The 26138-nt window shown below is 68.6% G+C and carries 24 protein-coding genes and 3 pseudogenes; 13 read left to right on the forward strand and 14 right to left on the reverse strand.

The genetic code is table 11. From position 1 onward, the window contains the following. Window positions 1–4: 4 nt before the first annotated feature. On the reverse strand, window positions 5–364 hold the full coding sequence (locus WS68_RS09720) for a DUF3022 domain-containing protein (protein WP_059570638.1): 360 nt from the start codon (window positions 362–364) through the stop codon (window positions 5–7). 390 nt (window positions 365–754) lie between these two features. Here WS68_RS09720 and WS68_RS09725 point away from each other — a divergent pair, with 390 nt between their 5' ends. Then, entirely contained in the window at window positions 755–2074 is a 1320-nt protein-coding gene (locus WS68_RS09725; RefSeq protein WP_059570591.1) for a cation:proton antiporter domain-containing protein, read from the forward strand. A 5-nt stretch (window positions 2075–2079) separates the two neighbouring features. Here WS68_RS09725 and ligD read toward each other — a convergent pair. The 6 genes and pseudogenes from ligD to WS68_RS09755 all read right to left on the reverse strand — a co-directional run. After that, a pseudogene (gene ligD, locus WS68_RS09730) lies at window positions 2080–3102 on the reverse strand (non-homologous end-joining DNA ligase); the annotation flags it as partial. A 240-nt stretch (window positions 3103–3342) separates the two neighbouring features. Next, window positions 3343–3846 (reverse strand): DUF421 domain-containing protein, encoded by a 504-nt coding sequence (locus tag WS68_RS09735; protein ID WP_059570639.1) that lies wholly within the window; start codon window positions 3844–3846, stop codon window positions 3343–3345. A gap of 13 nt (window positions 3847–3859) precedes the next feature. Continuing rightward, window positions 3860–5962 (reverse strand): catalase HPII, encoded by a 2103-nt coding sequence (gene katE, locus WS68_RS09740; RefSeq protein ID WP_059570592.1) that lies wholly within the window; start codon window positions 5960–5962, stop codon window positions 3860–3862. Continuing rightward, complete coding sequence (locus WS68_RS09745) at window positions 5959–6414, reverse strand: DUF3022 domain-containing protein (protein WP_082709922.1); 456 nt, start codon at window positions 6412–6414, stop codon at window positions 5959–5961. Before WS68_RS09745 ends, katE begins: the two co-directional genes overlap by 4 nt. Then, a complete protein-coding gene (locus WS68_RS25975) occupies window positions 6411–6572 on the reverse strand; it encodes a DUF1328 domain-containing protein (protein ID WP_082709928.1) in 162 nt (53 codons plus the stop codon). The genes WS68_RS09745 and WS68_RS25975 overlap by 4 nt, the downstream gene beginning before the upstream one ends. 907 nt (window positions 6573–7479) lie before the next feature. Continuing rightward, on the reverse strand, window positions 7480–7785 hold the full coding sequence (locus tag WS68_RS09755; protein ID WP_059570640.1) for a hypothetical protein: 306 nt from the start codon (window positions 7783–7785) through the stop codon (window positions 7480–7482). 298 nt (window positions 7786–8083) lie between these two features. Between WS68_RS09755 and WS68_RS09760 the strand changes: the two genes are divergently transcribed. The 3 genes from WS68_RS09760 to WS68_RS09770 all read left to right on the forward strand — a co-directional run bounded on the left by WS68_RS09760 (window position 8084) and on the right by WS68_RS09770 (window position 9446). Then, window positions 8084–8374, forward strand: a complete 291-nt coding sequence (locus tag WS68_RS09760) for a hypothetical protein (protein WP_156429436.1) — start codon at window positions 8084–8086, stop codon at window positions 8372–8374. A 63-nt stretch (window positions 8375–8437) separates the two neighbouring features. Beyond that, window positions 8438–8869 carry a CBS domain-containing protein gene (locus tag WS68_RS09765; protein ID WP_059570595.1) on the forward strand — a complete coding sequence of 144 codons (432 nt, stop codon included), beginning with the start codon at window positions 8438–8440 and terminating at the stop codon, window positions 8867–8869. 88 nt (window positions 8870–8957) lie between these two features. After that, entirely contained in the window at window positions 8958–9446 is a 489-nt protein-coding gene (locus WS68_RS09770; RefSeq protein ID WP_059570596.1) for a PRC-barrel domain-containing protein, read from the forward strand. A 177-nt stretch (window positions 9447–9623) separates the two neighbouring features. Here the strand turns inward: WS68_RS09770 and WS68_RS09775 are convergent, their stop codons facing one another. After that, window positions 9624–12056, reverse strand: coding sequence for an ATP-binding protein (locus tag WS68_RS09775; protein WP_059570597.1), 2433 nt, complete (start codon window positions 12054–12056; stop codon window positions 9624–9626). A 118-nt stretch (window positions 12057–12174) separates the two neighbouring features. On the opposite strand from WS68_RS09775, the gene WS68_RS09780 reads away from it, so the two are divergent. Continuing rightward, window positions 12175–12867, forward strand: coding sequence for a PIG-L family deacetylase (locus WS68_RS09780; RefSeq protein WP_059570598.1), 693 nt, complete (start codon window positions 12175–12177; stop codon window positions 12865–12867). Window positions 12868–13382: 515 nt separating this feature from the next. Here WS68_RS09780 and WS68_RS09790 read toward each other — a convergent pair. Continuing rightward, window positions 13383–14750, reverse strand: a complete 1368-nt coding sequence (locus WS68_RS09790) for a sigma-54-dependent transcriptional regulator (RefSeq protein ID WP_059570600.1) — start codon at window positions 14748–14750, stop codon at window positions 13383–13385. 340 nt (window positions 14751–15090) lie between these two features. Between WS68_RS09790 and WS68_RS09795 the strand changes: the two genes are divergently transcribed. Further along, entirely contained in the window at window positions 15091–16077 is a 987-nt protein-coding gene (locus tag WS68_RS09795; protein WP_059570601.1) for a sigma-54 interaction domain-containing protein, read from the forward strand. A gap of 18 nt (window positions 16078–16095) precedes the next feature. Here WS68_RS09795 and WS68_RS09800 read toward each other — a convergent pair whose 3' ends face one another. The 3 genes from WS68_RS09800 to WS68_RS09805 are packed head-to-tail and all read right to left on the reverse strand — an operon-like array spanning window position 16096 to window position 18095. Then, the gene (locus WS68_RS09800) at window positions 16096–17049 is read right to left on the reverse strand and encodes a glycosyltransferase (RefSeq protein ID WP_059570602.1); all 954 of its coding nucleotides are present in this window, start codon (window positions 17047–17049) and stop codon (window positions 16096–16098) included. After that, window positions 17039–17161, reverse strand: coding sequence for a hypothetical protein (locus WS68_RS29255; RefSeq protein ID WP_269434534.1), 123 nt, complete (start codon window positions 17159–17161; stop codon window positions 17039–17041). Before WS68_RS29255 ends, WS68_RS09800 begins: the two co-directional genes overlap by 11 nt. Window positions 17162–17195: 34 nt before the next feature. Further along, window positions 17196–18095, reverse strand: a complete 900-nt coding sequence (locus WS68_RS09805) for a BON domain-containing protein (RefSeq protein ID WP_059570603.1) — start codon at window positions 18093–18095, stop codon at window positions 17196–17198. Between the two features lie 160 nt (window positions 18096–18255). Here WS68_RS09805 and WS68_RS28835 point away from each other — a divergent pair, with 160 nt between their 5' ends. The 7 genes from WS68_RS28835 (at window position 18256) to WS68_RS09840 (ending at window position 25168) form a co-directional block, all read left to right on the forward strand. Further along, on the forward strand, window positions 18256–18765 hold the full coding sequence (locus WS68_RS28835) for a hypothetical protein (protein WP_156429437.1): 510 nt from the start codon (window positions 18256–18258) through the stop codon (window positions 18763–18765). 381 nt (window positions 18766–19146) lie between these two features. Then, window positions 19147–20172 (forward strand): LacI family DNA-binding transcriptional regulator, encoded by a 1026-nt coding sequence (locus tag WS68_RS09815; protein ID WP_059570605.1) that lies wholly within the window; start codon window positions 19147–19149, stop codon window positions 20170–20172. A gap of 102 nt (window positions 20173–20274) precedes the next feature. Continuing rightward, window positions 20275–21327 carry an ABC transporter substrate-binding protein gene (locus tag WS68_RS09820; protein ID WP_059570606.1) on the forward strand — a complete coding sequence of 351 codons (1053 nt, stop codon included), beginning with the start codon at window positions 20275–20277 and terminating at the stop codon, window positions 21325–21327. Window positions 21328–21372: 45 nt separating this feature from the next. Beyond that, window positions 21373–22197, forward strand: coding sequence for an ABC transporter permease (locus WS68_RS09825; protein WP_059570607.1), 825 nt, complete (start codon window positions 21373–21375; stop codon window positions 22195–22197). A gap of 22 nt (window positions 22198–22219) precedes the next feature. Next, entirely contained in the window at window positions 22220–23131 is a 912-nt protein-coding gene (locus tag WS68_RS09830; protein ID WP_059570608.1) for an ABC transporter permease, read from the forward strand. A gap of 120 nt (window positions 23132–23251) precedes the next feature. Further along, window positions 23252–24271, forward strand: a complete 1020-nt coding sequence (locus WS68_RS09835) for an ABC transporter ATP-binding protein (RefSeq protein ID WP_059570641.1) — start codon at window positions 23252–23254, stop codon at window positions 24269–24271. A gap of 69 nt (window positions 24272–24340) precedes the next feature. Continuing rightward, window positions 24341–25168: a phosphodiesterase gene (locus WS68_RS09840; protein ID WP_059570642.1), complete on the forward strand. Its 828-nt coding sequence runs from the start codon at window positions 24341–24343 to the stop codon at window positions 25166–25168. Window positions 25169–25481: 313 nt separating this feature from the next. On the opposite strand, the pseudogene WS68_RS09845 reads toward WS68_RS09840, so the two are convergent. After that, window positions 25482–25770: pseudogene (locus tag WS68_RS09845) on the reverse strand (hypothetical protein); the annotation flags it as partial. Continuing rightward, window positions 25731–25958 (reverse strand): annotated as a pseudogene (locus tag WS68_RS25985) (hypothetical protein); the annotation flags it as partial. The pseudogenes WS68_RS25985 and WS68_RS09845, both read right to left, overlap by 40 nt. Window positions 25959–26138 lie beyond the last annotated feature (180 nt).

A 26138-nucleotide genomic window follows, 5' to 3' on the forward strand; every position in this document is an offset into this window, starting at 1 on the left:
CCCATCACTGCAAACGGCGGGCCGCATCGAGCATCGCATCGGTCAGCTCGACGCTCAGCGTTTGCGCTTGTCCATCAGGCAGACGCTCGAGCGTTTGCTGCACGGTTTCGTGCAGCATCGCATGCACGCGCCGCCGAGCGCCGTCGTCGAGGTCCGCGTAGCGCGCCATCGTGCCGCAGTCGAGCGTGAGCACGACCGAGTGGCGCGTCGACGCGGGCGGCGCATCGGCCGCCACGGCCCACGCCGCATGAAAGATGATCCTGCCTGTCTCCACATCGAGATGAACGGTCGTATCGAAATCGGCGTCGTCCGCGCCGTTGTCGATCTCGGCGTGCGCAAGCCGGGGCTGGGAACTCGATTGCATGGTGTTCTCCTGGATGAGGGCCGTGCGCCCATCGGCAAGCGCGGGCCACGGTGCCGTGCCGGTGCGCCGGCGCGAGCGTCGACAGCCGACTGGCGATCCGGGCCGCTCGGCGCCGGTGTTGTCCATGAAAACCGATGAATTACGCCGTTTTTCAGCAAACACCATTCCGGCGCGCGGCCGGACCGGACTGGGCGGCGCGGGCGCTGCGCGCGGCACGTGCATTGCGGCACGGCCTTTCGTCGGCCATTCATCGGCCATTCGTCAGCCTTCTTGCATCGATGCGCAGCAGACGCGCGGCCGAGGCATTCGTTTTGTCCACGTCGCGGCGCGGCGGTGACGTCCGAGCCCGGGTCTGCCGCGTTGCGCATCCGTCTGCCCCGGCTTGTTCTCATGCACGAAATTGTTTGGTATTTGATCGTCGGCGCGGTGTTGATGGGCATGGGCATCGTGGCATCGGCGCTGCGTCACCTGCCCATCAGCGCCGCCATGATCTATCTGGCGCTCGGCGCCGCGCTCGGCCCGGCCGGCGCCGGGCTGCTGCGGCTCGACATTGAACGCGACGCACGCTTGCTGCGCATCGTGGTCGAGATCGCGCTGCTCGTGTCGCTGTTCGCGATCGGGCTGCGGCTGCGCGTGCCGCTGTCAGACCGGCTCTGGCTCGTGCCGTGCCGCCTCGGCTTGCTCGCCATGGCCATCACCGTGCCGCTGCTCGCGGGCTGTGCGGTGCTCGCGCTCGGGCTCGGCTGGGGCCCGGCGCTGCTGCTCGCCGCGATCCTCGCGCCGACCGATCCCGTGCTCGCGCACGACGTGCAGGTCCGCGATCCGGGCGACCGCGACCTGGTGCGCTTCGCGCTGTCGGGCGAAGGCGGCATGAACGACGGCATCGCGCTGCCGTTCGCGCTCGCCGGTCTCGCGCTGTGCGGCGCGCCAGCCGCCACGCGCGGGCTGCCGCCGCTGTCGGCCGTGTTCGGACTCGCCGTGCTATGGGGCATCGCCGGGGCCGCCGCGATCGGCGGCGGTCTCGGCTGGTCGGCGACGAAGATGATCGGCTGGCTGCGCACGCGGCACGCGCAAGCGCTCGGCCTCGAAGGCTTTTTCGCGCTCGCGCTGATCGTGCTGTCGTTCGGCGCGGCGCAGCTTGCACACACGTTCGGCTTCATCGCGACGTTCGCGGCAGGCGTCGCGATGCGACGCGTCGAGCACCGTGCGAGCGGCGGGCGGGCGCCACGCGAGGTGATCGGCCAAATCGATTCGGGGGACGTCGTGGCAACCGAAAAGCACCCCGGCAAAGCCCATGCGTTCATGGCCGAAACCGTGCTCGGCTTCACGATCGAACTCGAACGGATCGCGGAGGCGCTGGTGATGACGATGGTCGGCAGCGTGCTCGCCGCGCTGCCCGGCCCGCTCGTCACGTGGCGCAACGCGGCGCTCGCGATCGCGCTGCTGGCCGCCGTGCGGCCGCTCGCGGTGCGGCTCGCGCTCGCGGGCTCGCGCGCGACGCACACGCAACGACGCCTGATGGCCTGGTTCGGCATTCGCGGGATCGGCTCGTTCTACTACCTGCTGTTCGCGCTCGAACACGGGCCGGCCGACACGGTGCGCCCGCTCGCGGCGCCGGCGCTCGCGGCGGTCTCGGCGTCGGTCATCGCGCACGGCCTGTCCGCGACGCCGCTGATGAAGTGGTACCACCGGCTGCCGCACCGGCGCTGATTGCGTTACGCCGGCGCGAGCCGCGCAAGCATCTTCGCGGTGATGCGGCGCCGCGCGTGCGCATAGCCGTCCCACGGGTCGCGCGCGAGCGCGTCGAGCCGCTCGCGCAACGTGCCGATCGTCCATTGCGCGCCGCCCGTGGTCGCGGGCACCTCGTCCCAACGGATCGGCACCGATACGCTCATTCCGGGCCGCGCGCGCGCCGAATATGCCGCGATCGTGCTCGCGCCGCGGCTGTTGCGCAGGTAATCGACGAACACCTTGCCGTGCCTATGGCGCGGGCCCATCGTCGCGGTGAAGCGAGCGGGCAACGCGCGGGCGAGATGCCGCGCAAGCGCGCGCGCGAACGCCCTCGCGTCGTCCCACTGCGTGTGGCGCGTGATCGGCACGACGACGTGCAGCCCCTTGCCGCCGCTTGTCTTGCAGAACGACGCAAGCCCGAGTTCGTCGAGCAGCCCGTGGAGGGTTTGCGCGGCTTCGATCACCACGCGCCAAGGCAACTGCGGACCAGGATCGAGATCGAACACGATCCGGTCGGGCCGCTCGATCCTCTGCACATGCGCATTCCACGTATGCAGTTCGATCACGCCCATCTGCGCGGCGCCGAGCAGCGCATCGACACTATCGATCGTCAGCAGCGGCCTATGGCCAGGGTCGAGCCCGGCATGCTGGGTAACGAACGGAATCTCGCGGCGCCCGGCATGCCGCTGGAAAAACAATTCGCCTTCGATATCCTGCGGAGCGCGCACGAGCGACACGGGCCGGCCTGCCAGCTCGGGCAGCAGCCACGGGGCCACCCATTGCCAGTAATGCACGAGATCGATCTTGCGGATGTGATGCTGCGGATCGAGCATGCGCTGCGGATGCGTGATGCGGACATGGCCGGCCGTGTCGGCCTGCGATTCGTCGTGGGCCGCGCGCGATCGATGCGGCCGGCCGCCGTGGTCGCGCCGCGCTTGTGCGTCTTGCGCGCGCGAGGCGCCAGCGTGGTGGCCGGCGTGAGTGTGGGGAGCTTCCATTCGTCGTCTCCGTTGCGGGTTGAGCATGGCGGGTTGCGCATACCGGGCCGGGCGATTTTCCTGACGATCCGCGCCCGGCCCAGCCGTCACGCTCGGCCATTACCGTTGGCCATTACCCTCGAGCGTTGCGCTCAACCGTTGCGCTCGCCCCTCTTGGCGGCGGCCCCGCAGCGCGACAAACCAGGCTTGCCTCGCCGATGCCGCCGGCACCGTATTCACGCACGCGCCGTTTCCCCTCGGCCGCAGCCGTCACGGCCTGCGGCGCCGGCGGTACCGCACGATGCTCACGTGGCCGTTGCGCTCCAGGATCGCGGCAGCCACGTCCGACAGGTCCGGCGAGCCGATCGCCTGCCTGACGCTCTCCTGCACGTCGGTCGGCGTAATCAGCGCGGCACGCATCTGCGCGTCGTCGAAGCGGCCATTGCAGTATAACTCGCGCTCGGCGCCCACGAACAACCGTTCGAGCCGCTGCGAACGCACGCACGCCCAGCCGATCGCGCGATGCAGCAGCGCGATCGTGAACGACGCGGCCACCGTCGCCACGAACGGCGACGCGCCGACCACCGCCCGGCTCAACACCGCGCCAAGCAGGATGCCGACCACGGAGTCAAACGGCGAACGCTGCCCGAACGCGCGGCGCCCAGCAATGCGGATCAGCACGAGCGCGGCAATGAACACGACGAGCGCGCGCAGCGCCATCTGCGCGGGGCCGAGCATCGCGCCTTGCCCGAACAGCGCGGCGATCGCGTCCATGGCCCGCGCGGCGTCAAGCGTCCAGTTCGGCCGCCTGCGGCTCGCGCGCCCACGCGCGATGCTCGCCGAGCGCGTCGGCGAACGCACGCAGCACCGCGTCGAGGTCGCCGTGCTGCCCCACGCATACACCGTGCGCCGATTCGGACAGATGGGCGGCGCTCAGCAGTTGACGCCCCGAGCCGATGGCCGCGATCGGTTTCAGGTGCTTGAACGCCTCGCGCACGAAGTAGCGTGCGTCGGCGCTGTGCGCGAGATCGCGGCCGTCGCCGCCGCACACGAACACGGCGTCGAACATCACCGACGGCATCCCCGCGAAGCTCGCCTGCGGCACGATGCCGCCTATCGGCGCGAGCGTCGGCGCGACGACGCTCGGCACGGCGTGTCGCGCCAACAGCGCGTCGCGCACCTGTTCGATGAGCGCGGGGCTCACGCCCGGCGTGGCGACGAGCGCGATCTTGCGCGAGCGCATGCCCGGCTTCGCACGCTCGATCAGGCTCAGCGCGGGCGAGCGCTGCGCGACGGCCAGCGTCACCGCCGCGCCCGGCGCAGGCAGGCCGAGCCGTTCGGCGACCTGTGCGGCGAGCCCCGCGTCGAAGCGCGCGAGGATCTGATTGACCACGCGTTCGCGAATCTCGCGCGCCGTCACCTTGCCGAGTTCGAAACTGTATGCATCGCGGATATGCCGCTGCTCGACATCGCTCATGCTTTGGTAAAACAGCGCGGCCTGTGAGAAATGATCGGCGAACGATTCGCTGCGCACGCGCAGCTTTTCACCGTCGAGCCGCTCGCGCACGGTCTCGAAGCCGCCGTTGGACGCCGCCGCGGGCGTCTCGCGCGGCCAGCCGCCGCTGACCGAATTCGGCTCGTAAGATGCGTGGGCGGCCGCGATCGTCTGCCGGTGCATTCCGTCGCGCTGGTTGTTCGCGAACGGACACAGCGGCCGGTTGATCGGAATCTCATGGAAGTTCGGCCCGCCAAGCCGGCTCAATTGCGTGTCCGTATAAGAAAACAGCCGCCCTTGCAGCAGCGGATCGTTCGTGAAATCGATACCCGGCACCACGTGGCCGGGGTGAAATGCAACCTGCTCGGTCTCGGCGAAAAAATTGTCGGGATTGCGGTTCAGCGTCATCCGGCCGACCGGCCGCACCGGCACGCGCTCCTCCGGAATCAGCTTGGTCGGATCGAGCAAGTCGAAATCGAACGTGTCGGCGTCCTCGGGTTCGATCATCTGCACGCCGAGTTCGTACTCGGGATAGTCGCCCCGCTCGATCGACTCCCACAGATCGCGCCGGTTGAAGTCCGGATCGTGCCCGGCGATGCGCTGCGCTTCGTCCCACAACAGCGAATACGCGCCGTTCACGGGCCGCCAGTGGAATTTCACGAAGCGCGCGGCGCCGGCCGCGTTCACAAACCGGAACGTGTGCACGCCGAAGCCGTCCATCGCGCGAAAGCTGGCCGGCAGCGCGCGGTCGGACATCAGCCAAAGCACCATGTGTGTGGCCTCGGGCACGAGCGAGACGAAATCCCAGAACGTGTCGTGCGCGGACGCGCCGGTCGGCATCTCGTTGGGCGCCTCCGGTTTCACGGCGTGCACGAAGTCGGGAAACTTGATCGCGTCCTGAATGAAGAACACGGGCATGTTGTTGCCGACGAGATCGTAGTTGCCCTCGCCGGTGTAGAACTTCACCGCGAAGCCGCGCACGTCGCGCACCGTGTCGGCCGAGCCGCGCGGCCCCTGCACCGTCGAGAAGCGCACGTAGACGGGCGTTTGCGCGGCGGGATCCTGCAAGAACGCGGCTTTCGTGTATTCGGCCATCGACCGGTACACGCGGAACACGCCATGCGCGGCCGAGCCGCGTGCGTGCACGACACGCTCGGGAATGCGCTCGTGATCGAAGTGCGTGATCTTCTCGCGCATGATGAAGTCTTCGAGCAGCGACGGACCGCGCGCGCCGGCGCGTAGCGTGTTCTGGTTATCGGCGATGCGCACGCCCTGATTGGTACGCAATGCCTCGCCGTCGGGGTGTGCGCGGTATGCGTCGAGCTGACGCGATTTCGCGCTGCCTTGCTGCGGCGCGGGGTTCGACGGCGGATGATCGCAATGGGAATTCGTCATCTGAAGGTCCTCGTCAGGGTCGGAAAGCAGCAGCGACGCAAGCGCACCTGCGCCACGGCCCGGGGGTCAACGCAGAAGTAGTGCGGCGTCGAGTTCGGCGGCGTCACGTCGAGCGCCACACGGCATTCAATCGCGGTGCCATCGACATGCGACTGGCGCTCGTCCACGGCGCGGCACGCCGCGTTGCACAGATGCATGCGCACGCGCCGACGCCCGGCCGCGTCCAGCGTCGTGTAGCGGGCAAGCGCGTCGGTCTGGAACGCCAGATCGACCGTGCAGCGGCAATCGCGCGAACGGGCCAAGGCCGACGCACGCACCCACGTCACCTGAATCGTCAGCCGTCCGGACGTTTCATTCGCATACACGGCGACGCTCGTGCGCGGCGCCCCTGCGCTCGCACGCGCGGGCCCGAGTGTCGCGATGCGGACTGGCCGGCCACGGGGCGCAGTCATCGGCGCACGATGCCCAGCAACAGCGTGACGATGAAGATCACGGCGAACAGGTAGAACAAAATCTTCGCGATCTCGGCCGCGCCGGCCGCGATGCCGCCGAAGCCGAACAAGGCCGCGACGATCGCGACGATGAAAAAGACGAGGGCATATCGAAGCATGGATTCCTCCGTGGAAACATTGATCGTCGCCGCTGATCCGGCAGCTTGATCGGGCGTTGCGCGCGCCTGGTTTGCGGCGGGGTTCTCGTGCTGCGTTTTGCTCTGCGGTTCTGCGGTTCTGCGGTTCTGCGGTTCTGCGGCCCGGCCGCCGATGGCGGCGGCCGGGTTCGGCGGGCGATACGCCCGATACCGTCGATCCGTGCAACAGGCGGTTTGCGGCGATATCGCGCGGCACAAGCAGCCTCATCGCGATCTCGCCGCCACCGAATAAGTTGCGCTGCTGCTCGATGATGTCGATGCACACGCCGCCTCGTTTCGAAGCGCTCGTGCACGGTGTGCATCGGCCAGTGCGCGTGCCGAAGCTTCGGCGTGCGCGCCAGATGCGGCGGCCCCTGAAGTGCAAGCGTGCCGGACATCGATCAGCCTCGTCACAATTCACGGGATTCGTCATCGCGCTATCCGCGCAGCTTTCGTGCCAGCCGCTTGTCGCTTGTCGCTTGTCGCTTGTCGCTTGTCGCTTGTCGCTTGTCGCTTGTCGCTTGTCGCTGCGCCGTATCCCGTCGCGCCCTCGGCGAAGACCTCTTTTTTACAAATGCCTGGAAACTTTAGGCGCGTGGATGCCGCATGCCAAAGGCCGCCAGCAACGCATCGGGCGCGACACGCCGCATCGGTCCGCAGGCTGAAGCGGCCAGTACGGCCGCCGCCTTGGCGCGAGCCGCATCGTTCCGTGGCGAAACACGTCGTCACCGCTTCATGTCGCCGCAGGCGGCGCGATTGGCGGCAAAACGGTCGGCCAGCACGCCCGCCGCGCCCGCCGATACCGCACGCCCCGGCGTTATGCGCTGCCGCGCGGCACGTTGCCCATTCGTCCGCCGTTTGCGCGCGGCGCGCGCTGCATCGCGCGCCATCAGATCTCGTATGCAGCCATCACGATCCACAATTCGCGCCCGTCGTCGCGCACCCGCGCCGCGAGCGCATGCCGGTCCTGCGGCTTGCACGCACGCTGCAGCGCGAGCCGGGCGGATTCGGCGGTGGCGAAAGTCTCGTCGCCGAGCGGCCGCACGTCGGTCTTGCCTTCGAACATTCGGCGTTCGGGCCGATAGATCAACGGCTCCTGCTTCCACGCGGTGAAGCGGCGCCTCACGGAATCGAACCCGCCGCCGCATACATTGACTTCGTAGTGAATACTTTGCTGCCGTTTCGCTGCAATCATCGTTGCGCCTCCCGCTTGCCATCGCGGGGCCTGCGCGCCGCCGCGGCACACAGGCTCTGCCGTTTGGCAAACACCGCCTCCGTCCGTTCGACACCGTCCCCACTGTTGCGCGTCGCCGCGCGCTGTTGGGTGCCATCCTGCCATTGCGCGCCATCCCGCCGTTCCGCGCACCGTTCCACACCGCCCGCGCCATCTCCGTCGCCCGGCCGCCCCGCCCGGCACGCGGCAAGCCGCGTGCCGCAAGCGAACCGGGCACGGCGAATGCGTCATCACCCACGTCATGGCACGGAGCATCACGATGAACGATTCGACCCGCTCAAGCCCGCCCCGCTCAGACGCCAACGCGCCGCTCGGCCAGCGGCAAACAGAACCGCCGCCGTCGAACGGGCCCGGCGGCGCGCGCGCACGTCACCGCACGCGTCAGTCGCGCCGCCCGGAGCGCCGCCCTGTCCCGCTCGATGGCGCCGGTGCGGCCGGCAGCCCGCCCGCGGCCACGAGGACGACGCGCATCGATCCGGATACGCCGCCGGGCACGCACGACGAAGGGCCGTGGCAGGACAGCCGCGAACGCCGCGGCCAACCCCGGTGAATGGCGCATCGCCCGCCGAATCGGGGGCGCGCCATTCGCCCAACCAAACGCAAGGAGGACTTCATGCATCGCGTCAACGAAATCATGTCGCACGACGTCGTGCGCATCGCGCCGACCGACTCGATCCGCCAAGCCGCCCAACTGATGAAGCGCTATGACATCGGCGCACTTCCCGTGTGCGACAACCGCCGGCTGGTCGGAATGGTGACGGACCGCGACGTCACGGTGCGGGCCGTCTCGATCGGCAAGCCGCCCGAGACGCCGGTTCAGGAAGTCGCGTCCGGACCGATCGCATGGTGTTTCGACGACGATTCGATCGACGAAATCCAGCACTACATGGCCGACGCCCAATTGCGCCGGCTGCCGGTGGTCAACCGCGACAAGCAACTCGTCGGCATGCTGTCGCTCGCCGATATCGCGACCCGCACGCAGGACGCCTCGCACAGCGAGGTGGCGAATACGCTCGAAGGCGTGTCGCAACCCAAGCACACCTGACGGAGCGCAACACGGCCCGCGTTTCGACAACCCGTGCGCCTGCGCGCCGCCCAGCGCGCAAGCGTGTTCATGCAGCCAGGAGGCAATCATGCAAGCATCCGAACAACCCGGTCAGACCCGCATCATCGGCAAAGGCGCCGCGACAGCGGCCGGCCCCGGTCCCGACGTGATGGCGGCCGATACGCTGGAAGGCGACAAGGTCTATACGACCGACGGCGAGAACATCGGCAAGATCAAGCACATCATGCTCGATGTGCGCTCGGGCCGCATTGCGTATGCGGTGCTGTCCAGCGGCGGCCTGCTGGGCATCGGCGACAAGCTGCTCGCGATTCCGTGGAGTGCGCTCACGCTCGATACCGAACGCAAGGGCTTTCTGCTGTCGGTTTCGTCCGAGCGTATTCGCAGCGCGCCGGGCTTCGATAAGGATCACTGGCCCGCGATGGCCGACCCGCAATGGGCCGGGCCGCTGCATGAGTTCTACGGCAGCGCGCCGTATTGGGCCGCCGGCGACGAACTCGGGCTGACCGATCCCACCGAGGAGCCGGGCGGCTCGCCCATGCGCGACCCTCGTCTCTGATGGGCGGCCGCGCGCCGGCGCGTCGATCTCACGTATAGCATGTAGAACCGCACCGCACCTGCTTGCGCGAATGCAAACGCAAACGCGCAAACGCGCAAACGCGCCACCCGCCCGCAACTGGCCGGCCGCCCGCCACGCAACGGCGGGCGGCCGGCCGGATTCGCCGCGCAGCGCGTTTCAACCACCGCGCTTCGTGACCCGTTCGATCTCCCGCGCGAGCTGGCGCACGTCAATCGGCTTGCGCAGATAGCCGTCGAAACCGGCTTCGCGAACGCGCCGCTCGTCGGCGAGCCCCGCATGCGCGGTGACGGCCAGCACGCGCACATCGCGCCCCCCGTTCGATTCACCGCCGTCGCCCTTCGCGCCGCGCCGCAGCGCGTCGAGCAGCCAGAAGCCGTCGCCGTCGGGCATCGCCAGATCCGACAGCACGACGCTCGGCTGCATGTCGGCCGCCACCTTGAGCGCCTCGCGCCCGGACGCCGCGATGGCCACGGTGGCGCCGAACGTCATCAGCGCCGCGGTCAGGCTCGCGCGCGTCGTCGCATCGTCGTCGACAATCAGCACGCGCTGCGCATGCAGCGCGAGCGGATCGCGCCCGCCATCGGCCGGCGCGGCGCTCCACGCCATCGCACCGGCGAACGGCGGGCCGGCCGGCAACGTCACCGTAAACGTCGCGCCACGGTTGCGGCCCTCGCTGTTGACAGCCACGCTGCCGCCGTGCAACTGCGCAATATGACGCACGATCGACAGCCCGAGGCCGAGCCCGCGCCGCGACGACGCCGGCGAATCGTCCGCGCGGCGGAACATGTCGAACACGTATGGCACGAATTCCGGCGCGATGCCCTGCCCCGTATCGGAGACGCTCAACACCGCGTGCGCGTCGTCGCGCGCGAGCGCGACCGTCACGGTGCCGCCGCCGGGCGTGAACTTCAGCGCATTGGACACGAGGTTCGACAACATCTGCCTCAGCCGCTCGGCATCGCCCGACACAACGCACGCGACGGCCGTGCAATCGAACCGCAGCGCGATGCCTGCCCCCGCTGCCGCCGTCTGAAACGCGCCGACCGTATCGGAAAACAAGCGCACGATATCGACCGGCATCAAGTCGAGCCGCAGCTTGCCAGTGGACAGCGACGACGCATCGAGAATGTCGCCGACCATCCTCGTCAGCGAGCGCGCGCTGCGGTCGATCGCGTCGATCGCTTGCTGCTGCAGTGTCTTGTCGCCGGAATTGCGCAATACCTCCACCCAGCCGTAGATCACGTTCAGCGGTGTGCGCAGTTCGTGCGATACGGTCGCGAGCAGTTCGTCCTTGAGGCGGTTGGACGTGTGCGCTTGATCGCGCGCGTCGCGCGCACCTTGCAGCGAACGCCGCGCGCGCAGATCGCGCCGCCGTTGCTCGCCGGTCTCACGCAGCGTGAGCGACAGTGCAACCCGTGCGAGCGCGTCGCCGCGCACCTGGCCTGCCGACGCGGTCGCGCGAAACCGCCGGCCGTCACGGCGAACGCAAAGCAGATCGAGCGGCCCGCGCACGCCGTCGAATGTCTTGACGGCAGGCTCGCACTTTAACCAGCGCATCGCCATCAAACTATCCAGTTCGCGTCCGATCGCCTCACGCTCGCCGTATCCGAACATCCGTTGCGCGGCGGGATTCCAACTGACGATGCGGCCTTCGCGATCGATGCCGACGATCGCGTCCGGCGATGCGTCGACGAGCGCATGCGGTAATCGCGACGCGTCGACGCGCGCCCGCTCGCCGTGTTCGCCGTGTTCGCCGTGTTCGCCGTGTTCGCCGTGTTCGCCGTGCTCGCCGTGCTCGCCGTGCTCGCCGTGTTCGCCGTGTTCGTCGTACTCGCCATGCCTACCGTGTCCATCGCTCTGCGTCTGCTCGTCGCGCAGCAGCAGCACCGCGCCGTCGATATCACCGCGCGCGCCACCGATCGGCGACGCGATGCCGGCCACCGGCACGAGCCCGCCGCGCGCTGGCGAGCGCAGCCAGTGCCCGCACACCGCCGTGGCCCCGCCGAGCGCGCGATCGAGCAGCGCGGTGCGCACGCCGCGGCCATCGCTGTCGCATAGGCGCAGCACGTCGTGCACCGGGCGCCCAATCGTGCCGTCGAGCGGGCAGCCAACGAGATCGGCCGCCGCCGCGTTCAGGTGCGTGATCCGGCGCTGCGCGTCGATCGCGATCACGCCGTGCGGCAGCGCATCCAGCACGGCCTCGAGCCGCGCCCGCGCGGCGGCCTCGCGCCGGCGCGCCCGCTCGTTCGTGAGCCGTGCGTGACGCAGCATCGACGCGCCCGCGCAAACGAGCGCGCCGATCAGCACGAACGCGCCGAGCCGGATCACGCGGATGGACAGCGGCTCCGTATAGGCCGACGGATCGGACAGGAACAGCGTCCAGACGAGCAGGGCGCTTGCCACGGTCGCGGCCGCGCCGAACCCGAACGACGTCGCCCACGCAGCGCCCGCGAGCAACGGGTAATACAAGATCAGCGGCAAATTCACGCCGCCGAAGCGGATCGCGAGCGCCTGCAGCACGGTCGCAATGGCGACCATCATCACGGCAATGACGTAATTGCCCGCCCGCGTTCGGTTCGCCTCACCCATCACACGCCCTCCGTTGCGCTTGCCACGTGCGCGCCGCCGGTAACGCCCGCGCGGGCACGGCCCATGCTTGCCCAGTCAGCCCGCGGGCCCGTCCGCGCACGATCGAGGCTGTCCTGCCATGACCTCTCCGACACACTGGCTCGCCATCTCGCCGCATCTCGACGATGCCGTCTTCAGTTGCGGGCAGTGGCTCGCGCAAGCGCCCGGTTCGGTCGTCGTCACCGTGTTCGCCGGCATTCCGCCGCCGGGCATGGCCGCGCCGCCGTGGGACCGGCGCGCCGGTTTCGCCACGGCCGACGAGGCGATGCGCGCACGCCGCGACGAGGATCGCCGTGCATTGGCGCGGCTCGGCGCGCGGCCCGTTTGGCTCGATTTTCTCGACGATCAATACGGCGTGCCGGCGCCCACGACGTCGATTGCCGCGTGCATCGGCGCGATGATCGACGCGCATCCGGGTTTCGGCGTGCTCGCACCGGCGGGCCTGTTTCATCGCGATCACGTGCGGGTTCAGTACGCTGCGCTGTCGCTGCTGCGTGACGGTGCTCAAACGCGCACTTGGCGATTCTTCGAAGACGCGCCATACCGCCGGATTCGCGGACTGATGGCCACACGCATCGCGGCATGGCGCGAATGCGGCTGGATCGCGCATCCGGTCGCCGCGCCGGCGTATCACGCGGACAGCCTGACGGCGAAGGCGGCCGCGATAGACAGCTATGCGAGTCAGATTGCGCTGTTCGAGCCCCATGCGCTCGTCGACCTCCATCAGCCCGAAACATATTGGCGGCTCGAATGCGGCACGGCATCCGCATGATGCCCGCGCGAATCGCGGCGCCGACGCATGACGCGCGCATCAATCGCTGCCGGCCCGGCGCAGCGGCGCGCGGCCGCCCCGCTGTTACGCCGGCACGACCGTTTGCGCTGCCGGACAACCCGATCGCGCCGGGCTGCCAGCCAACGCGGCGGCCCGGCGGCACGCGACCCTCATCCAAGCGCGCCGCTGCCCACCGCATTCGCCGATCGGCGGCAAACCGGCGCGGCTTACGCTCGTGCAATGCCGCGCCGGCGCGTGGCCTGTCTGAACGTAGCAACTGGCGGTCCTGCACTCGCCGTTGACGCTGCGCGACGCGAAAGCGCGCGGCCGCGTTGCCGCATGCCGTGCGATAGGGACGGCACGGCTGGGACGGCCGCGCGCCGGCGCTCGCAGGCTTGCCGATGGATCGTGCAAGAACGTCGCGTCATTGCGCCGGTGATCGAAAGCCTGCGCCACTCGATCACCGGCAACACACGCCGCGCTGAAACGAACGCATGAGCGCGATCGGCTCGACATCAGCAATCGGGCTCGTCCGCCCCGCTCTTGCGTTGCGCGAGCCGGTTGTACAGAGTCTTCAGGCTCACGTCGAGCACTTCGGCCGCCTGCGAGCGCACGCCGCCGCACTGCTCGATCGTGCCGAGAATCAGGCGCCGGTCCACTTCCTCCAGCGTCGTGCCAAACGGCACGGTCATGCGCTCCTCGTGCGCATCCACCATGTCCGACAGCTCCTCCATGATCGGCGGAGGCAGCGAATCGATCACGTCGGCGTCGCTGAAGATGCTCGCGCGCTGCACGAAGTTGCGCAGCTCGCGCACGTTGCCCGGCCACGCATAGCCCTTCAACGCTTCGCGCGCGGCCGGCGCAAAGCGCAGATTGCGCCCGCTCTGCGCGTTGTAGTGCTGCAGAAATGCGTCGGCGAGCATCGGGATGTCGTCGCCACGCTCGCGCAGCGGCGGCAATGCGATCGGAAACACGTTGATGCGGTGATAGAGATCCTCGCGCAGCTTGCCGCCGGCCATCGCGGCCTCGGGGTCCCGGTTCGTCGCGGCGACGATGCGCACATCGACGTCGATCTCACGCATCGAGCCCAGCCGCGTGAGGCGCCCCGTCTCGAGCACGCGCAGCAGCTTGACCTGCGATTCGAGCGGCATTTCGGTGATTTCGTCGAGAAACAGCGTGCCACCGTCGGCGCGCTCGAAGAAACCCTTGTGCTGACGCTCGGCGCCCGTGAAGCTGCCGCGGTCGTGGCCGAACATTTCGCTCTCGACGAGATTCGCCGCAATCGCGCCGCAGTTGATCGCGATGAACGGCCCCCGGCGGCGCAGGCTCAGATCGTGAATCGTCTGCGCGGCCAGTTCCTTGCCGGTGCCGGATTCGCCCGTCAGCAACACCGACGCCTCGGTGCGCGCGACGCGCCCAATCGCGTCGTAGACGGTTTGCATCGCGGGCGAAATGCCGAGCATGCGGCCGAAGCGGCCAAGGCGCTGCAGCTCCGAGCGCAGCTCGGCGATCTCCTCGTGCAGCGCGCCCGTGCGCGGCACGCGCGCAAAGATGCTGTTGAGGCGCTGCATGTTGAGCGGCTTCACGAGATAGTCGGTCGCGCCGCGGCGCAGCGCGTCGATCGCGGTTTCGAGACTCGCATGCCCGGTCGTCAGCACGATTTCGCAATGCGCGCGCTTGGGCAGCGCATCGAACAGATCCATCCCGCTGCCGTCCGGCAAAACGAGATCGCAGAGCACGAGATCGGGTGTATGGGCGGCGACGAGCGTGCGCGCCTGCTCCAGCGTGGCCGCCGTGTCGCACGACAGTTGCTGGGTTTGCGCCACCGCCGCGAGCATCGAGCGCGTGTCGGCATCGTCTTCGACGATCAAGACATAGGGCATCGGACCCTCCTGCAATGCGGCAGGCGCGCAAACGACGGAACCGCGGCGAGCATGCGGCGCATCCGCCCGCCGAGCGCGGCGCGTTTAGCGCACGGCTCGCGAGTGGACAGAAAGCGCCTGCCATGAAAAAAATATGCTTAGCAGTATAGAAGAGTCGTGGCGCGCTGCGGCAATCATCGAATAAATCTATCCGCGACGCGCATCGGCATTGCGAGATTCAATGCTCCGTCACGGGTAAAAAATATAAGCTGAACGAGTGGTCAACACGGTAATGCAACGCGTGTGATTTTCATCCTGTCTCGACGTATTTTGTCGGCACGTCCCCATTTCCCATTGCGCCATGTCGAAACCCGGTGATGACGGCGGGCGGTTGTTCGGCCGCTCGCCTTCGATTCAAAACCTGTTGCTGAAGATCTCGCGGGTGGCCGCCACGCGAGCAAGCGTGCTGATCGTCGGCGAAAGCGGCGCCGGCAAGGATATCGTTGCACGGCTCGTGCACGATATGAGCCCGCGCCGGCGCGGGCCGTTCGTGCCGGTCAACTGCGGCGCGATTCCGCGCGATATCGCGGAGTCCCAATTGTTCGGCCACGAGAAAGGCAGCTTCACGGGCGCCGTCGCCCAGCACATCGGAATGTTCGAGGCCGCGCGCGGCGGCACGCTGTTTCTCGACGAGATCGCCGAGATGCCGGCCGATTTGCAGGTCAAGCTGCTGCGCACGCTCGAGACGAACACGATTCTGCGCGTGGGCGGGCACGAGCCCGTTGCGCTCGATCTGCGCATCGTCTCGGCTACCCATCACGACCCCGTCGAGGCGGTGCGCAGCGGCCGCCTGCGCGAAGATCTGTTTTACCGGATCGCCGCGATCGCGCTGCACGTGCCCGCGCTGCGCCAGCGCGAGGACGACGTCGGCGACATCGCGCTGCAAATCGTCGAGCGTCTGAATGCAAAGCACCGCACGCGCAAGCGGCTGTCGACGCAGGCGATGAAGGCGCTGCGCGCGTATACGTGGCCCGGCAACGTCCGCGAGTTGCGCAATGCGCTCGAACGCGCGTTCATCCTCTCGGACGAGCAAATCGAGCTGCATCTGCCGCGCAGGCCGCCGCCGCGCGACGAGCTGTGCCACGACGCGATGAAGCTGCACATCGGCACGACGCTCGCGCATACGCAGCAGCGCTTCATCGCCGGTTCGCTGCGGCACTTCAATGGCGACAAGCCGCGCACCGCGAAAGCGCTCGGCATCAGCCTGAAGACGCTGTACAACCGCCTCGCGCTGATGCCCGAACACGAACGCGACGTCACGAAAACAACCCGCGCCGCCACCCGTTAAACCTGCCATATCGCTATTTCACGCCGTCACATCGCGCAGCGCCGCATCCCAGTCGCGCACGAACCGCTCGATGCCGAAGCGCTCGAGCGCATCGCGGCGCGCGGCCGCGCCCCACTGCCGCGCCAGCCCCGGATCGCGGATCAGCATGTGCATCGCGTCGGTCAGCACCGCCATCCGCGTATCGGCAACGCCGTTGCGCCCCGTCTTCACGAGCTGCGCCATCTCGGTGGTCGCCAGCGCGATCACCGGCAGGCCGATCATCATCGCCTCGATGACGGCAAGCCCGAGGCTCGTATAGCGAATCGGATTGAAGAAAAACCGGTAATCGCACAGCAAGCGCGGCAACGCCGGGTTCGGCACTTCACCGATTCCGCCCAGTTCGGCCGAACCCATGCCGACGAGATCGAGCGGCACGCTGCGGCGCACGCGGTCGAACAGATCCGCGCCGAGACGCCGGCCGCGGCGAGCCAGATGATTCACCACCGTCACGCCCTTGGGCAGCGTGCCGCGATACGCAACATCGCGGGGCACCGGCACGCCGTGCTCGATCACGCGGGCGGGCGTGATGCCGTTGTCCCACATCAGCGCATTGAACGGCGTGACGTGGACCAGCAGCACGTTTTCGTCCTGCACGGGATGCAGCGTGTCGGTCGGATGTTCGCGCGGCGGATCGTGCTCGACGAACAGCGCGGGCAGTGCGCGCTGTTCGTCGCCGAGCAGCCGCACGCGATCGTCCCGATAGTGGCTGTGATGCTGATACAGCACGCAATCGAACGCGGTGTCGCGCACGCACTCGGCCGGCACTTCATGCACGTTGTTCCCCCACGGCAAATGCCCGACGCGCCCCGCATAGCCGGGCGGATGCTGCGGTTTGGTCACGATGAAGAAATCGTGCGGCGCGTGCGACAGATAATACAGATAGTTGCCGTGCACATGCCAAGTCAGTACGCGCAAACGCTTGTTACGTTGCATGATGCTGCTCCTTCGCGAGCCATGCCGTTGCCCGATCGATCAGGTCGCCCGCGCCGATCGCCGTCGCGCCACGCATGCTCGCGTGCGCGCGCATCGAACATGCGCAGCCCATTGCGCCGCTGCCGGCGCGCCGCGCGGATCGCCCGTCAACGGTGCGGCGGCTCGCGGCCAGACATGTCCGGCTCGGGCGCGCGGCCGGCAGGCGGCGTCGGCGCGACGATCCGCTGCGACGGATGCAGCACCGTGCCAGCATCGCCGTGGCCGTTGTCTTCACTCCTTTCTTCATCTTTGTCTTCATCTCGCGCTTCGCGGCGCACCCGCACGCGGTTGTCGACATCACGCACGCCCAGGCAGCTATCGGCGATATCCTCGATTCCGTGCTTCATCCAGCGCGCGGGCACGGTGCCGTCGAGTTCGACGCGCGCGTCGCGCACCTGCACGCTGACATCGCTGACGTCGATATCGAATGCACGCGTGAGCCGCTCGCATACGTCCTCGCGAATGCGCTCGTCCGAGCGCGTGTAGCCTTTCGGCCCCTGCCGGCGCCGGAGCGTGTCGCACTCGCCACCCGCGCCGCATCGGGACGGCCCGCCCGCGCCGCCAGCCGGCTGCCGCGCGCCGCCGTCATCGGGCTCGTCGATGTACCGGCCGATCCGGAAATGCCCGCGATACGCCGCCTGCTCGTTGCCGCCGCGGCGTTCGTCCGCGCGCCTGCCCGGTTCGCCGTAGCCTCGCTCGCGCGCGTAGCCGGCTGGCGGCGGCGCGCCGCGCCAGCCCGCGTCGCGCCGCGCCGCCTGGGGCCGCGGGCGGCCCTGCGGCTCGCTCCATTCGCCGCCCCAGTGCGGCGGGCCGTCGTCATCGCGCGAGAATCGGTAGACGAATTCGCGGCTATCGTCCGGCAGCAGCGATTCGTCATAGCCCGCCATGTCCGGCTCGCCTGCGCCCCGCCACGCCCACTCGTCGCGCGCGGGCCAAGCGGGCCAATCCGGCAGCCGTCGCCACTCGAATTGCCGGTCCACTCCAGGTTCAGGGTATCGTCGCTTCATCGTGCCTCTCCTTGATTGCGTGTCGCGAACGGCGCGATCCCGCGCCCCATGCCCGTCAGCGTGCCGCAATCCCCGTGCCGACGCGGCGCGCAACGGGCGGGGCGCGCCGCGCCGGGCGGGCCGGTTGTTCCTATCTTCAATTCCGTTGCAGTTTTTTCGTGTGCCCGATGCGATGCGATGCGCGGCCGGCATCGAATGCGCCTGGGTCGGCGTCATGCAGGCGCACGAGCCGCGTCGATATGCGCTTTGCCGTCGAGCGCTGCGGCGCCGTCGGCCGATGCGCGCGCCTGCGCGCTCGGGCGGTATCGCTGCCGGGCGCGGCAAACGCATCGGGATAGAGCAGGACACGCCGGGTTGCAGTTTTGTGCCGTTCGCGCCAGGCAGCCGCGCGCGCGCTCACGCCGGCATCCCGGCCTCGAACACCTCGGGCCGCGGCCAGCATCAAAAACCCGCGAAGCGTTGCGCTATCGCGGGTTTCAGGTCACATCGGAAGAACGGCTTGAAAAACGAACTGGTGCCGGGGACCGGACTCGAACCGGCAAGCCGATTAAGGCGGCGGATTTTCGTCACACCACTTCTTTCGAAGCCGGCGCGCCGCGATGCGCGCGCCGTTCGTGCGCTGGACTATGCCTTCGCCATCGCCCGCATACGGCGTGTGCCGCATGCGTAACCTTAGGCGCCCCCCGTCTAGTCTCTACACCTTCCCCCCGCGCCGCTTGCGCGCTCGCTTCGGGCTTGGCTCGGCGTTGCCTCGGCGCATCGCGCACCAGGGGTTTCGCCGAATTTGAAGGGTTCTGCACCGGCCGTTTCCGGCCGGGCACTCAATCGTTTAAGTCCGCTATGTTTACCAATTTCATCACCCCGGCAAGGGCGGAGCGCATTCTACCATCTGTCCGCCGCAGTGCCGCGCTTTCGTCCCCCAATTGCCGTGCGCCCCGTTGCGCCCCCCGGCCCGCCGCCTTGCGTCAGCAGCGCGTCATCAGCTTTTCATCGACGCCCGCGACAATACCGAAGACGAAAACGTTTACATCCCATCACGCTGACCCATGCCATGACGCCGACTATTCGAGATGTCGCCGCGCTTGCCGGCTATTCGATCGCCACCGTGTCGCGCGCCATCAATGCGCCGCACACCGTCAGCCCGGCCACGCTCGCGAAAATCCGCGCCGCGATCGACACGCTGCGCTTCCGTCCGAACCCGCTCGGCCGGCAGTTGCGCAGCGAGCGCACGCAGTTGATCGGCGTGGTGCTGCCAACGCTGTCCAACCCGGTGTTCGCCGAATGCCTGCATGGCATCGACGAACTCGCGTCGCGCGCGGGCTTCAAGCTGATCGTGATGTCAACTGAGTACGACACGGCGCGCGAGCAGCATGCGATCGAAACGCTGCGCGCGCAGCGCGTCGAAGGGCTGGTGCTGACCGTCGCCGATGCCGACGCCCATCCGCTGCTCGACGCGCTCGACGACGAAGGCACGCTCTACGTGCTGATGCACAACGACACGCCGCACCGCCCTTCGGTGGCGGTCGACAATTACCGCGCCGCATACGACGGCGTGCAGATGCTGATCGGGCAAGGCCACCGGCGCGTGCTGATGCTCACCGGCTCGCTCGATGCATCGGATCGCGCGCGGCAGCGCGCGCGCGGCTATGCGCAGGCGCTCGCCGATCACGGCCTCGCGCCGCTGCCCGCGCTCGAAGTCGATTTCAACGCTCAGGCGCTGCCGCCCGCCGTGCTCGCGCATCTAAGCGCGCACGCCACGCGCCCGACCGCGCTCTTTTGCAGCAACGACTGGCTCGCAATGGTCGTGATGCGCGGGCTGCGCGATGCGCGCCTGGCGGTACCGCACGATATCTCGGTGCTCGGCTTCGACGGCCTTGCGGTCGGCGAGCTGCTCGCGCCGCCGCTCGCGAGCATCGCGACGCCGAATCGCGAAATCGGCCGCGCCGCGTGGCGGCGCCTGACCGAGCGCATCGCCGGCGAGCGCCATGCGCCGCTCGCGCTGACACTGCCGCACACGTTGCGCGCGGGCGCGACCGTCGCGCCGCCTCGCGACGCGCACGCGCCGAGGCTCGTGTGATGCCGCCGCCGCGCCCGCACCGTCCCGGCACGCCGCGCCCCGCACCGCCCATGCCGCCCCGATCCTCGATCGCCCATGCCTGCTCACTCAAGGAGACCTGCCGTGACTGTCCGCCGTTCGCTATTTCCGCGCCTGTCGCTCGCCGCGCTGCGCCGCGCCTGCGCCGCCGCGCTGATGACGCTTGCCGCATCCGCATTGTCGGCCGCCGCGCATGCGGACGAAACCGCGATCTGCTACAACTGCCCGCCCGAATGGGCGGACTGGGCCGCGCAGATCGCGGCGATCAAGCAAGCCACCGGCATTCGCGTGCCGTTCGACAATAAAAACTCCGGCCAGGCGATTGCGCAACTCATCGCCGAAGCGAAAAGCCCGGTCGCGGACGTCGTCTATCTCGGCGTGTCGTCGGCATTCCAGGCCAAGGACAAAGGCGTGATCGCGCCTTACAAGCCCGCGCACTGGAACGACATCCCGGCAAACCTGAAAGATCCGCAGGGCTACTGGTTCGCGATCCATTCGGGCACGCTCGGCTTTTTTGTCAACAAGGACGCGCTCGATGGCAAGCCGGTGCCGCGCTCATGGGCCGATCTGCTCAAGCCCGAGTACAAGGGCATGGTCGGCTATCTCGATCCGTCGAGCGCGTTCGTCGGTTATGCGGGCGCGGTCGCGGTGAATCAGGCGCTCGGCGGCAGCTTCGGCAACTTCCAGCCGGCGCTCGACTGGTTCCGCAAGCTCAAGGCAAACCAGCCGATCGTGCCGAAGCAGACCGCCTATGCGCGCGTGCTGTCGGGCGAGATTCCGATTCTGATCGATTACGACTTCGACGCCTATCGCGCGAAATACAAGGATCGCGCGAACGTCGAATTCGTGATTCCGAGCGAGGGCACGATCTCGGTGCCGTATGTGATGAGCCTCGTCAAGGGCGCGCCGCACGACGCGAACGGCAGGACGGTGCTCGATTTCGTGCTGTCCGACGCGGGGCAGAAGCTGTGGGCCAATGCTTGTCTGCGGCCGGTGCGCGCGCAGGCGCTCGCCGCCGACGTCGCGGCGAAGTTCCTGCCCGCAAGCGAATACGCGCGTGCGAAGAGCGTCGATTTCGGCAAGCTCGCGGCCGGCCAGCAGGCGTTCGGCCAGCGGTATCTGCAAGTGATGCAGTGAATATTCCGTCTGCCGGACGATTTAACGATTGGAAGGCGCTCTTCGATGTCCGATCTCACGTTTCCCGTGCGCTGGCGCATCGCGCTCGTCGCACCCGCGCTCGCGGTGTTCGCCGCGTTCTGGCTGCTGCCGATGGCCGCGCTCGTTCGCTTGTCCGGCGACGGCGCGTTCGTCGACGCATATGTCGCGCTGCTGTCGAACGCGCGCTACATGAAGAGCCTTGCGGCCACGCTCGCGCTGTCGGCGGCCGTCACGCTCGTCACGCTGGTGCTATCGACGATTTCCGGGCTGTTGCTCGCGCGCCGCGAATTCGCGTTCAAGCGCGCGCTGATCGCGCTGCTGACGTTTCCGCTTGCGTTTCCGGGCGTCGTCGTCGGCTTCATGGTGATCATGCTCGCGGGGCGGCAAGGCTTGATCGGCGTGCTGAGCGCGAAGCTCACCGGCGGCAAGTGGGTGTTCGCGTATTCCGTCGCGGGGCTCTTCGCCGGGTATCTGTATTTCTCGATTCCGCGCGTGATCGTCACGGTGATCGCCACCGCGTCGAAGCTCGATGCGTCGCTGGAGGAAGCGGCGCGCTCGCTTGGCGCGTCGCCGCTGCAAGTGTTGCGCGACATCGTGCTGCCCGCGCTCGCGCCCGGCCTTGCCGCGGCGGGCGCGATCTGCTTTGCGACCGCGATGGGCGCATTCGGCACGGCATTCACGCTTGCCACCGATCTGAACGTGCTGCCGATGACGATCTACAAGGAGTTCACGCTGAACGCGAATGTCGCGGCCGCCGCGGGATTGTCGATCGTGCTCGGGCTCGTCACGTGGGCGGTGCTCGCGCTCGCGCGCAGCGCGAGCGGCCAGACGGCAGCAGCCTGCGCATGACGGCGCGAGCCAGGAGGATTCGATGATGCACGCTCCCGCCCATGCACGCCGCGCCGCGCGCCGCGCACCGAACGGGCTGGCCGCGATCCAATGGACGGTCACGCTCGTGCTCGGCGCGTTCCTGATCGCGCCCGTGGCGATGTCGGTGCTCGCCGGGCTCACGGTCGATTATTTCCACGGGCTGTCGAGCGGCCTCACGCTGCGCTGGCTCGGCCAAGTGTGGACGCAATATCACGGCTCGGTTTTCCTGTCGCTCGAGATCGCGTTCGCGACGCTCGCCGTCACGCTCGTCACGGGCGTGCCCGCCGGCTACGCGCTCGCGCGCAGCCGCGGCCGCGCATCGCGGCTCATCGAGGAAGCGCTCGTGCTGCCCGTTGCGCTGCCGGGCCTCGCGTCCGCGCTTGCGCTGCTCACCGTCTACGGCGGCTGGTCCGCGTTTCGCACCAGCCCGTGGTTCATTGTCGCCGGGCATGTCGTGTTCACGCTGCCGTTCATGGTGCGCGCGGTCGCGGCGCTCGCCGCGCGAGCCGATCTGCGCACGCTCGAGGAAGGCGCGGCCAGTCTCGGCGCATCGTTCGCCGTGCGCTTCGTGAGCGTCGTGCTGCCGAATTTGCGCGAAGGCATCGTCGCCGGCGGGCTCGCCGTGCTGACGCTGTCGATCGGCGAATTCAACCTGACGTGGATGCTGCATACGCCCGACACGAAAACGCTGCCGGTCGGGCTTGCCGATACCTACGCGTCGCTGCGGCTCGAAATCGGCAGCGCGTACACGATCCTGTTCCTGCTGATGACACTGCCGCTGCTGATCGCGATGCAGCGGCTCGGCGTCGATTCGACCGGCGCACGCGGCGGTGCGCACCGTCGCCGCGCGCCCGGCGCGCCGAATGCCGGCAAGCGCGCGGCACGGGACGATCCGCGGTTGACGCGCCGATAAGAGGCGGATGCATCGCGCGGGCCATCGGTCGTTGATTGCTGATTGCCAACTGCCGATTACCGATTGCCGACCACCGCCTGCCAACCGCCGATTGCCAACCGCCAACTACCGACCATGACGATGAAACTCGAATCCGTTCCTATCACGCTGACCCGCTGCGCGAAAACCTTCCACGGCACACGCGTGCTCGAACCGCTCGATCTCACGATCGGCGCGGGCGAAACGCTCGTGCTGCTCGGCCCGTCCGGCTGCGGCAAGACGACGACGCTGCGCCTGATCGCCGGACTCGACATCCCCGATGCGGGCGGCGCGATCGTCTTCGGCAATGACGACGTAACCGCCAGGCCGATCGACAAGCGCGGCGTCGGCATGGTGTTTCAAAACTACGCGCTGTTTCCGAACCTGTCAGTGCGCGGCAACGTCGGCTACGGGCTGAAGATCCGCAAGACGCCGCCCGCCATGCTGCGCGCACGGGTCGACGAGCTGCTGCGGCTCGAAGCGCATGCGGACAAACCCGTCGACGCGCTGTCGGGTGGCCAGCGTCAGCGCGTCGCGCTGGCGCGCGCGCTCGCGGTGCGCCCGCGCGTGCTGCTGCTCGACGAGCCGCTGACCGCGCTCGATGCGCAACTGCGCGACACACTGCGCCGCGAAATGAACGCGTTGCTGCGCGCGCTCGGCGTGACGACAGTCTACGTCACGCACGATCAAGCCGAGGCGATGGAGCTCGCCGACCGGATCGTCGTGATGAGCGCGGGCAGAATCGAGCAGATCGGCACGCCGCGCGACATCTACTACCGTCCGGCGAACCGCGCGGTCGCGCGCTTCATCGGCACGTTGAACCGTCTCGAAGGCGCGTGGCGCGACGGCGCGCTCGTCACGACAGGCGGCGCAATCGCCGCCGCCGTGCCGACCAGCGAATTATTCTTTCGACCAGAGGATGCGCGCATCATCGCCCCGGACGCAGCCGCGCTGCGCGGCCGGATCGCGCACTGCGCGTTTCTCGGGGAGCGCACGCGCGTCACCGTCGAGCATGCCGCACCCGATGCGCTCGTCGTCGACATGCCGGGGCGCATCGATTTCGCGCGCGGCACGGCGGTCGGCATCGAGATCGCGCCCGACGGCCTGCTCGCGCTCGCCTGACACCACGCCCTTCAACACTGGCACACTGGTCACCACACCAGCCACCAGATGGAACGACAAGGAACGACGATGCTGCTTGCCCATATCAGCGATCTGCACATCAAGCGGCCCGGCGCGCTCGCGTATCGGCGCGTCGATACCGCCGCGCATTTCGCGCGCTGCGTCGCGCGACTCAACGCGCTCACGCCACGTCCGGACGCGGTGCTGATCACCGGCGATCTGACCGACTTCGGCACCGACGACGAATATGCGCATCTGAAATCGCTGCTCGCGCCGCTCGATATGCCGTATTACCTGCTCGTCGGCAATCACGACGACCGCGCCGCGTTGCGGCGCACGTTCGTCGAGCGGGCGGAATTGCACACGGGCGGCGAGTTCGTTCAGTACGCGATCGACGCCGGGCCGCTGCGCGTGATCGCGCTGGATTCGCAGGTGCCGGGCACGAGCGGCGGCACACTGTGCGACGCGCGGCTCGCATGGCTCGCAGCCGAACTCGACGCGGCGCGCGAGCGCCCGGTCGTGATCGCGCTTCATCATCCGCCGTTCGTCTCCGGCATCGAGCACATGGATGCGATGCGGCTCGCCCCGGCCGCCGCCGCCCGCCTCGACGCGCTGCTGCAACGCCACCCGAACGTCGAGCGCATGCTGTGCGGGCACGTGCACCGCGCGATGTTCGCGCGCTTCGGCGGGACGATCGCCTCGGCGGTGCCCGCGCCCGCGCATCAGGTCACGTTCGATCTGAACCGCGACGGCCCGTCGTCGTTCACGATGGAGCCTCCCGCGTTCGCCGTGCATTGCTACGCGCCGGCGGCCGGCATGGCGTCGCATCACGTCTATGTCGATGCGAGCGACGGGCCGTATCCGTTCTTTGATCCGGCCGGCGGGTTGATCGACTAACGGCGGCTGCCGCGTATCGCGGCACGCCGGTGGCCGGCATCGCAGATCGCGCGGCGCAGCCCGACGCAAGCGCCGGCCCATATGCGCAGACCGAATCGACAGACAAGCCGGCCCAACAGACAAGCCGGTCCGCTCATCGAGCATCGTGCGCGCCGCGCAAGCGCACGGCGCGCATGCCCGCTTCGCGCAGGGTCAGCGCTTGCTGCCGAACCGCTCGAAGACGGCAAGCAGATCGGCCAGCGCCTGCCTGCACACCACGGCTTACGGCTTACGGCTTACGGCTTACGGCTTACGGCTTGCGGCTTACGGCTTACGGCTTGCCGGCGCACAGTGCCGCGAACGCGCGGCCGATCGCGTTGTCGGCCGTATGCCAGTCGGCCTCGGCCCTGCGGCTTCAGCGGCGGCTCGGCGTCGTCCCATGACGCCTCTAGATGCTTGATGCGCGCCTTCGCACCGGCGAGCTCGCCTTTGTCGACGAGCTTGGCCGTATCGGCGGCAATCGCCCGGAACGGCGAAAGATCGCCGAGTGTCGACGCGGCGGCAGCCTCGGCCGACCGCGGCACGCCGCGCCAGCGAGCACGATCGCCAGCCAATACAGCCACGGCACATGAGCGCGCGCGCAACTGGAGCGCCGGCGCACCGATCAACAGGCACGCCGTCAGCGCGCCCGTGACGACCGCGCCCGGCCCGGCGTGCACCGCCAGATAATCAGCGCCGGCCTCACCAACCGGCGTCGACATGATTTGATGACCCAGAACGCCAGCGTGACCTCCGGAACCTTGTTGAGCAGACCGGGGGCGGCATGCGAACGGATCGCAGGATTGAATCGGACTCCCGTTGTCTCACGGCGTGAATCGCCTCGCGCGAGCCGAGCCGCTTACGGCGCGGCGCGTGCGCGGCTGCAACATGCGGCGCCGGCGGGTGCCGCCCGCGCTCAAGGCTTGCTTGGACGCCACTATGCGAGCCGCGC

The sequence above is a fragment of the Burkholderia sp. TSV86 genome (genome assembly GCF_001522865.1).
GTDB lineage: Bacteria > Pseudomonadota > Gammaproteobacteria > Burkholderiales > Burkholderiaceae > Burkholderia.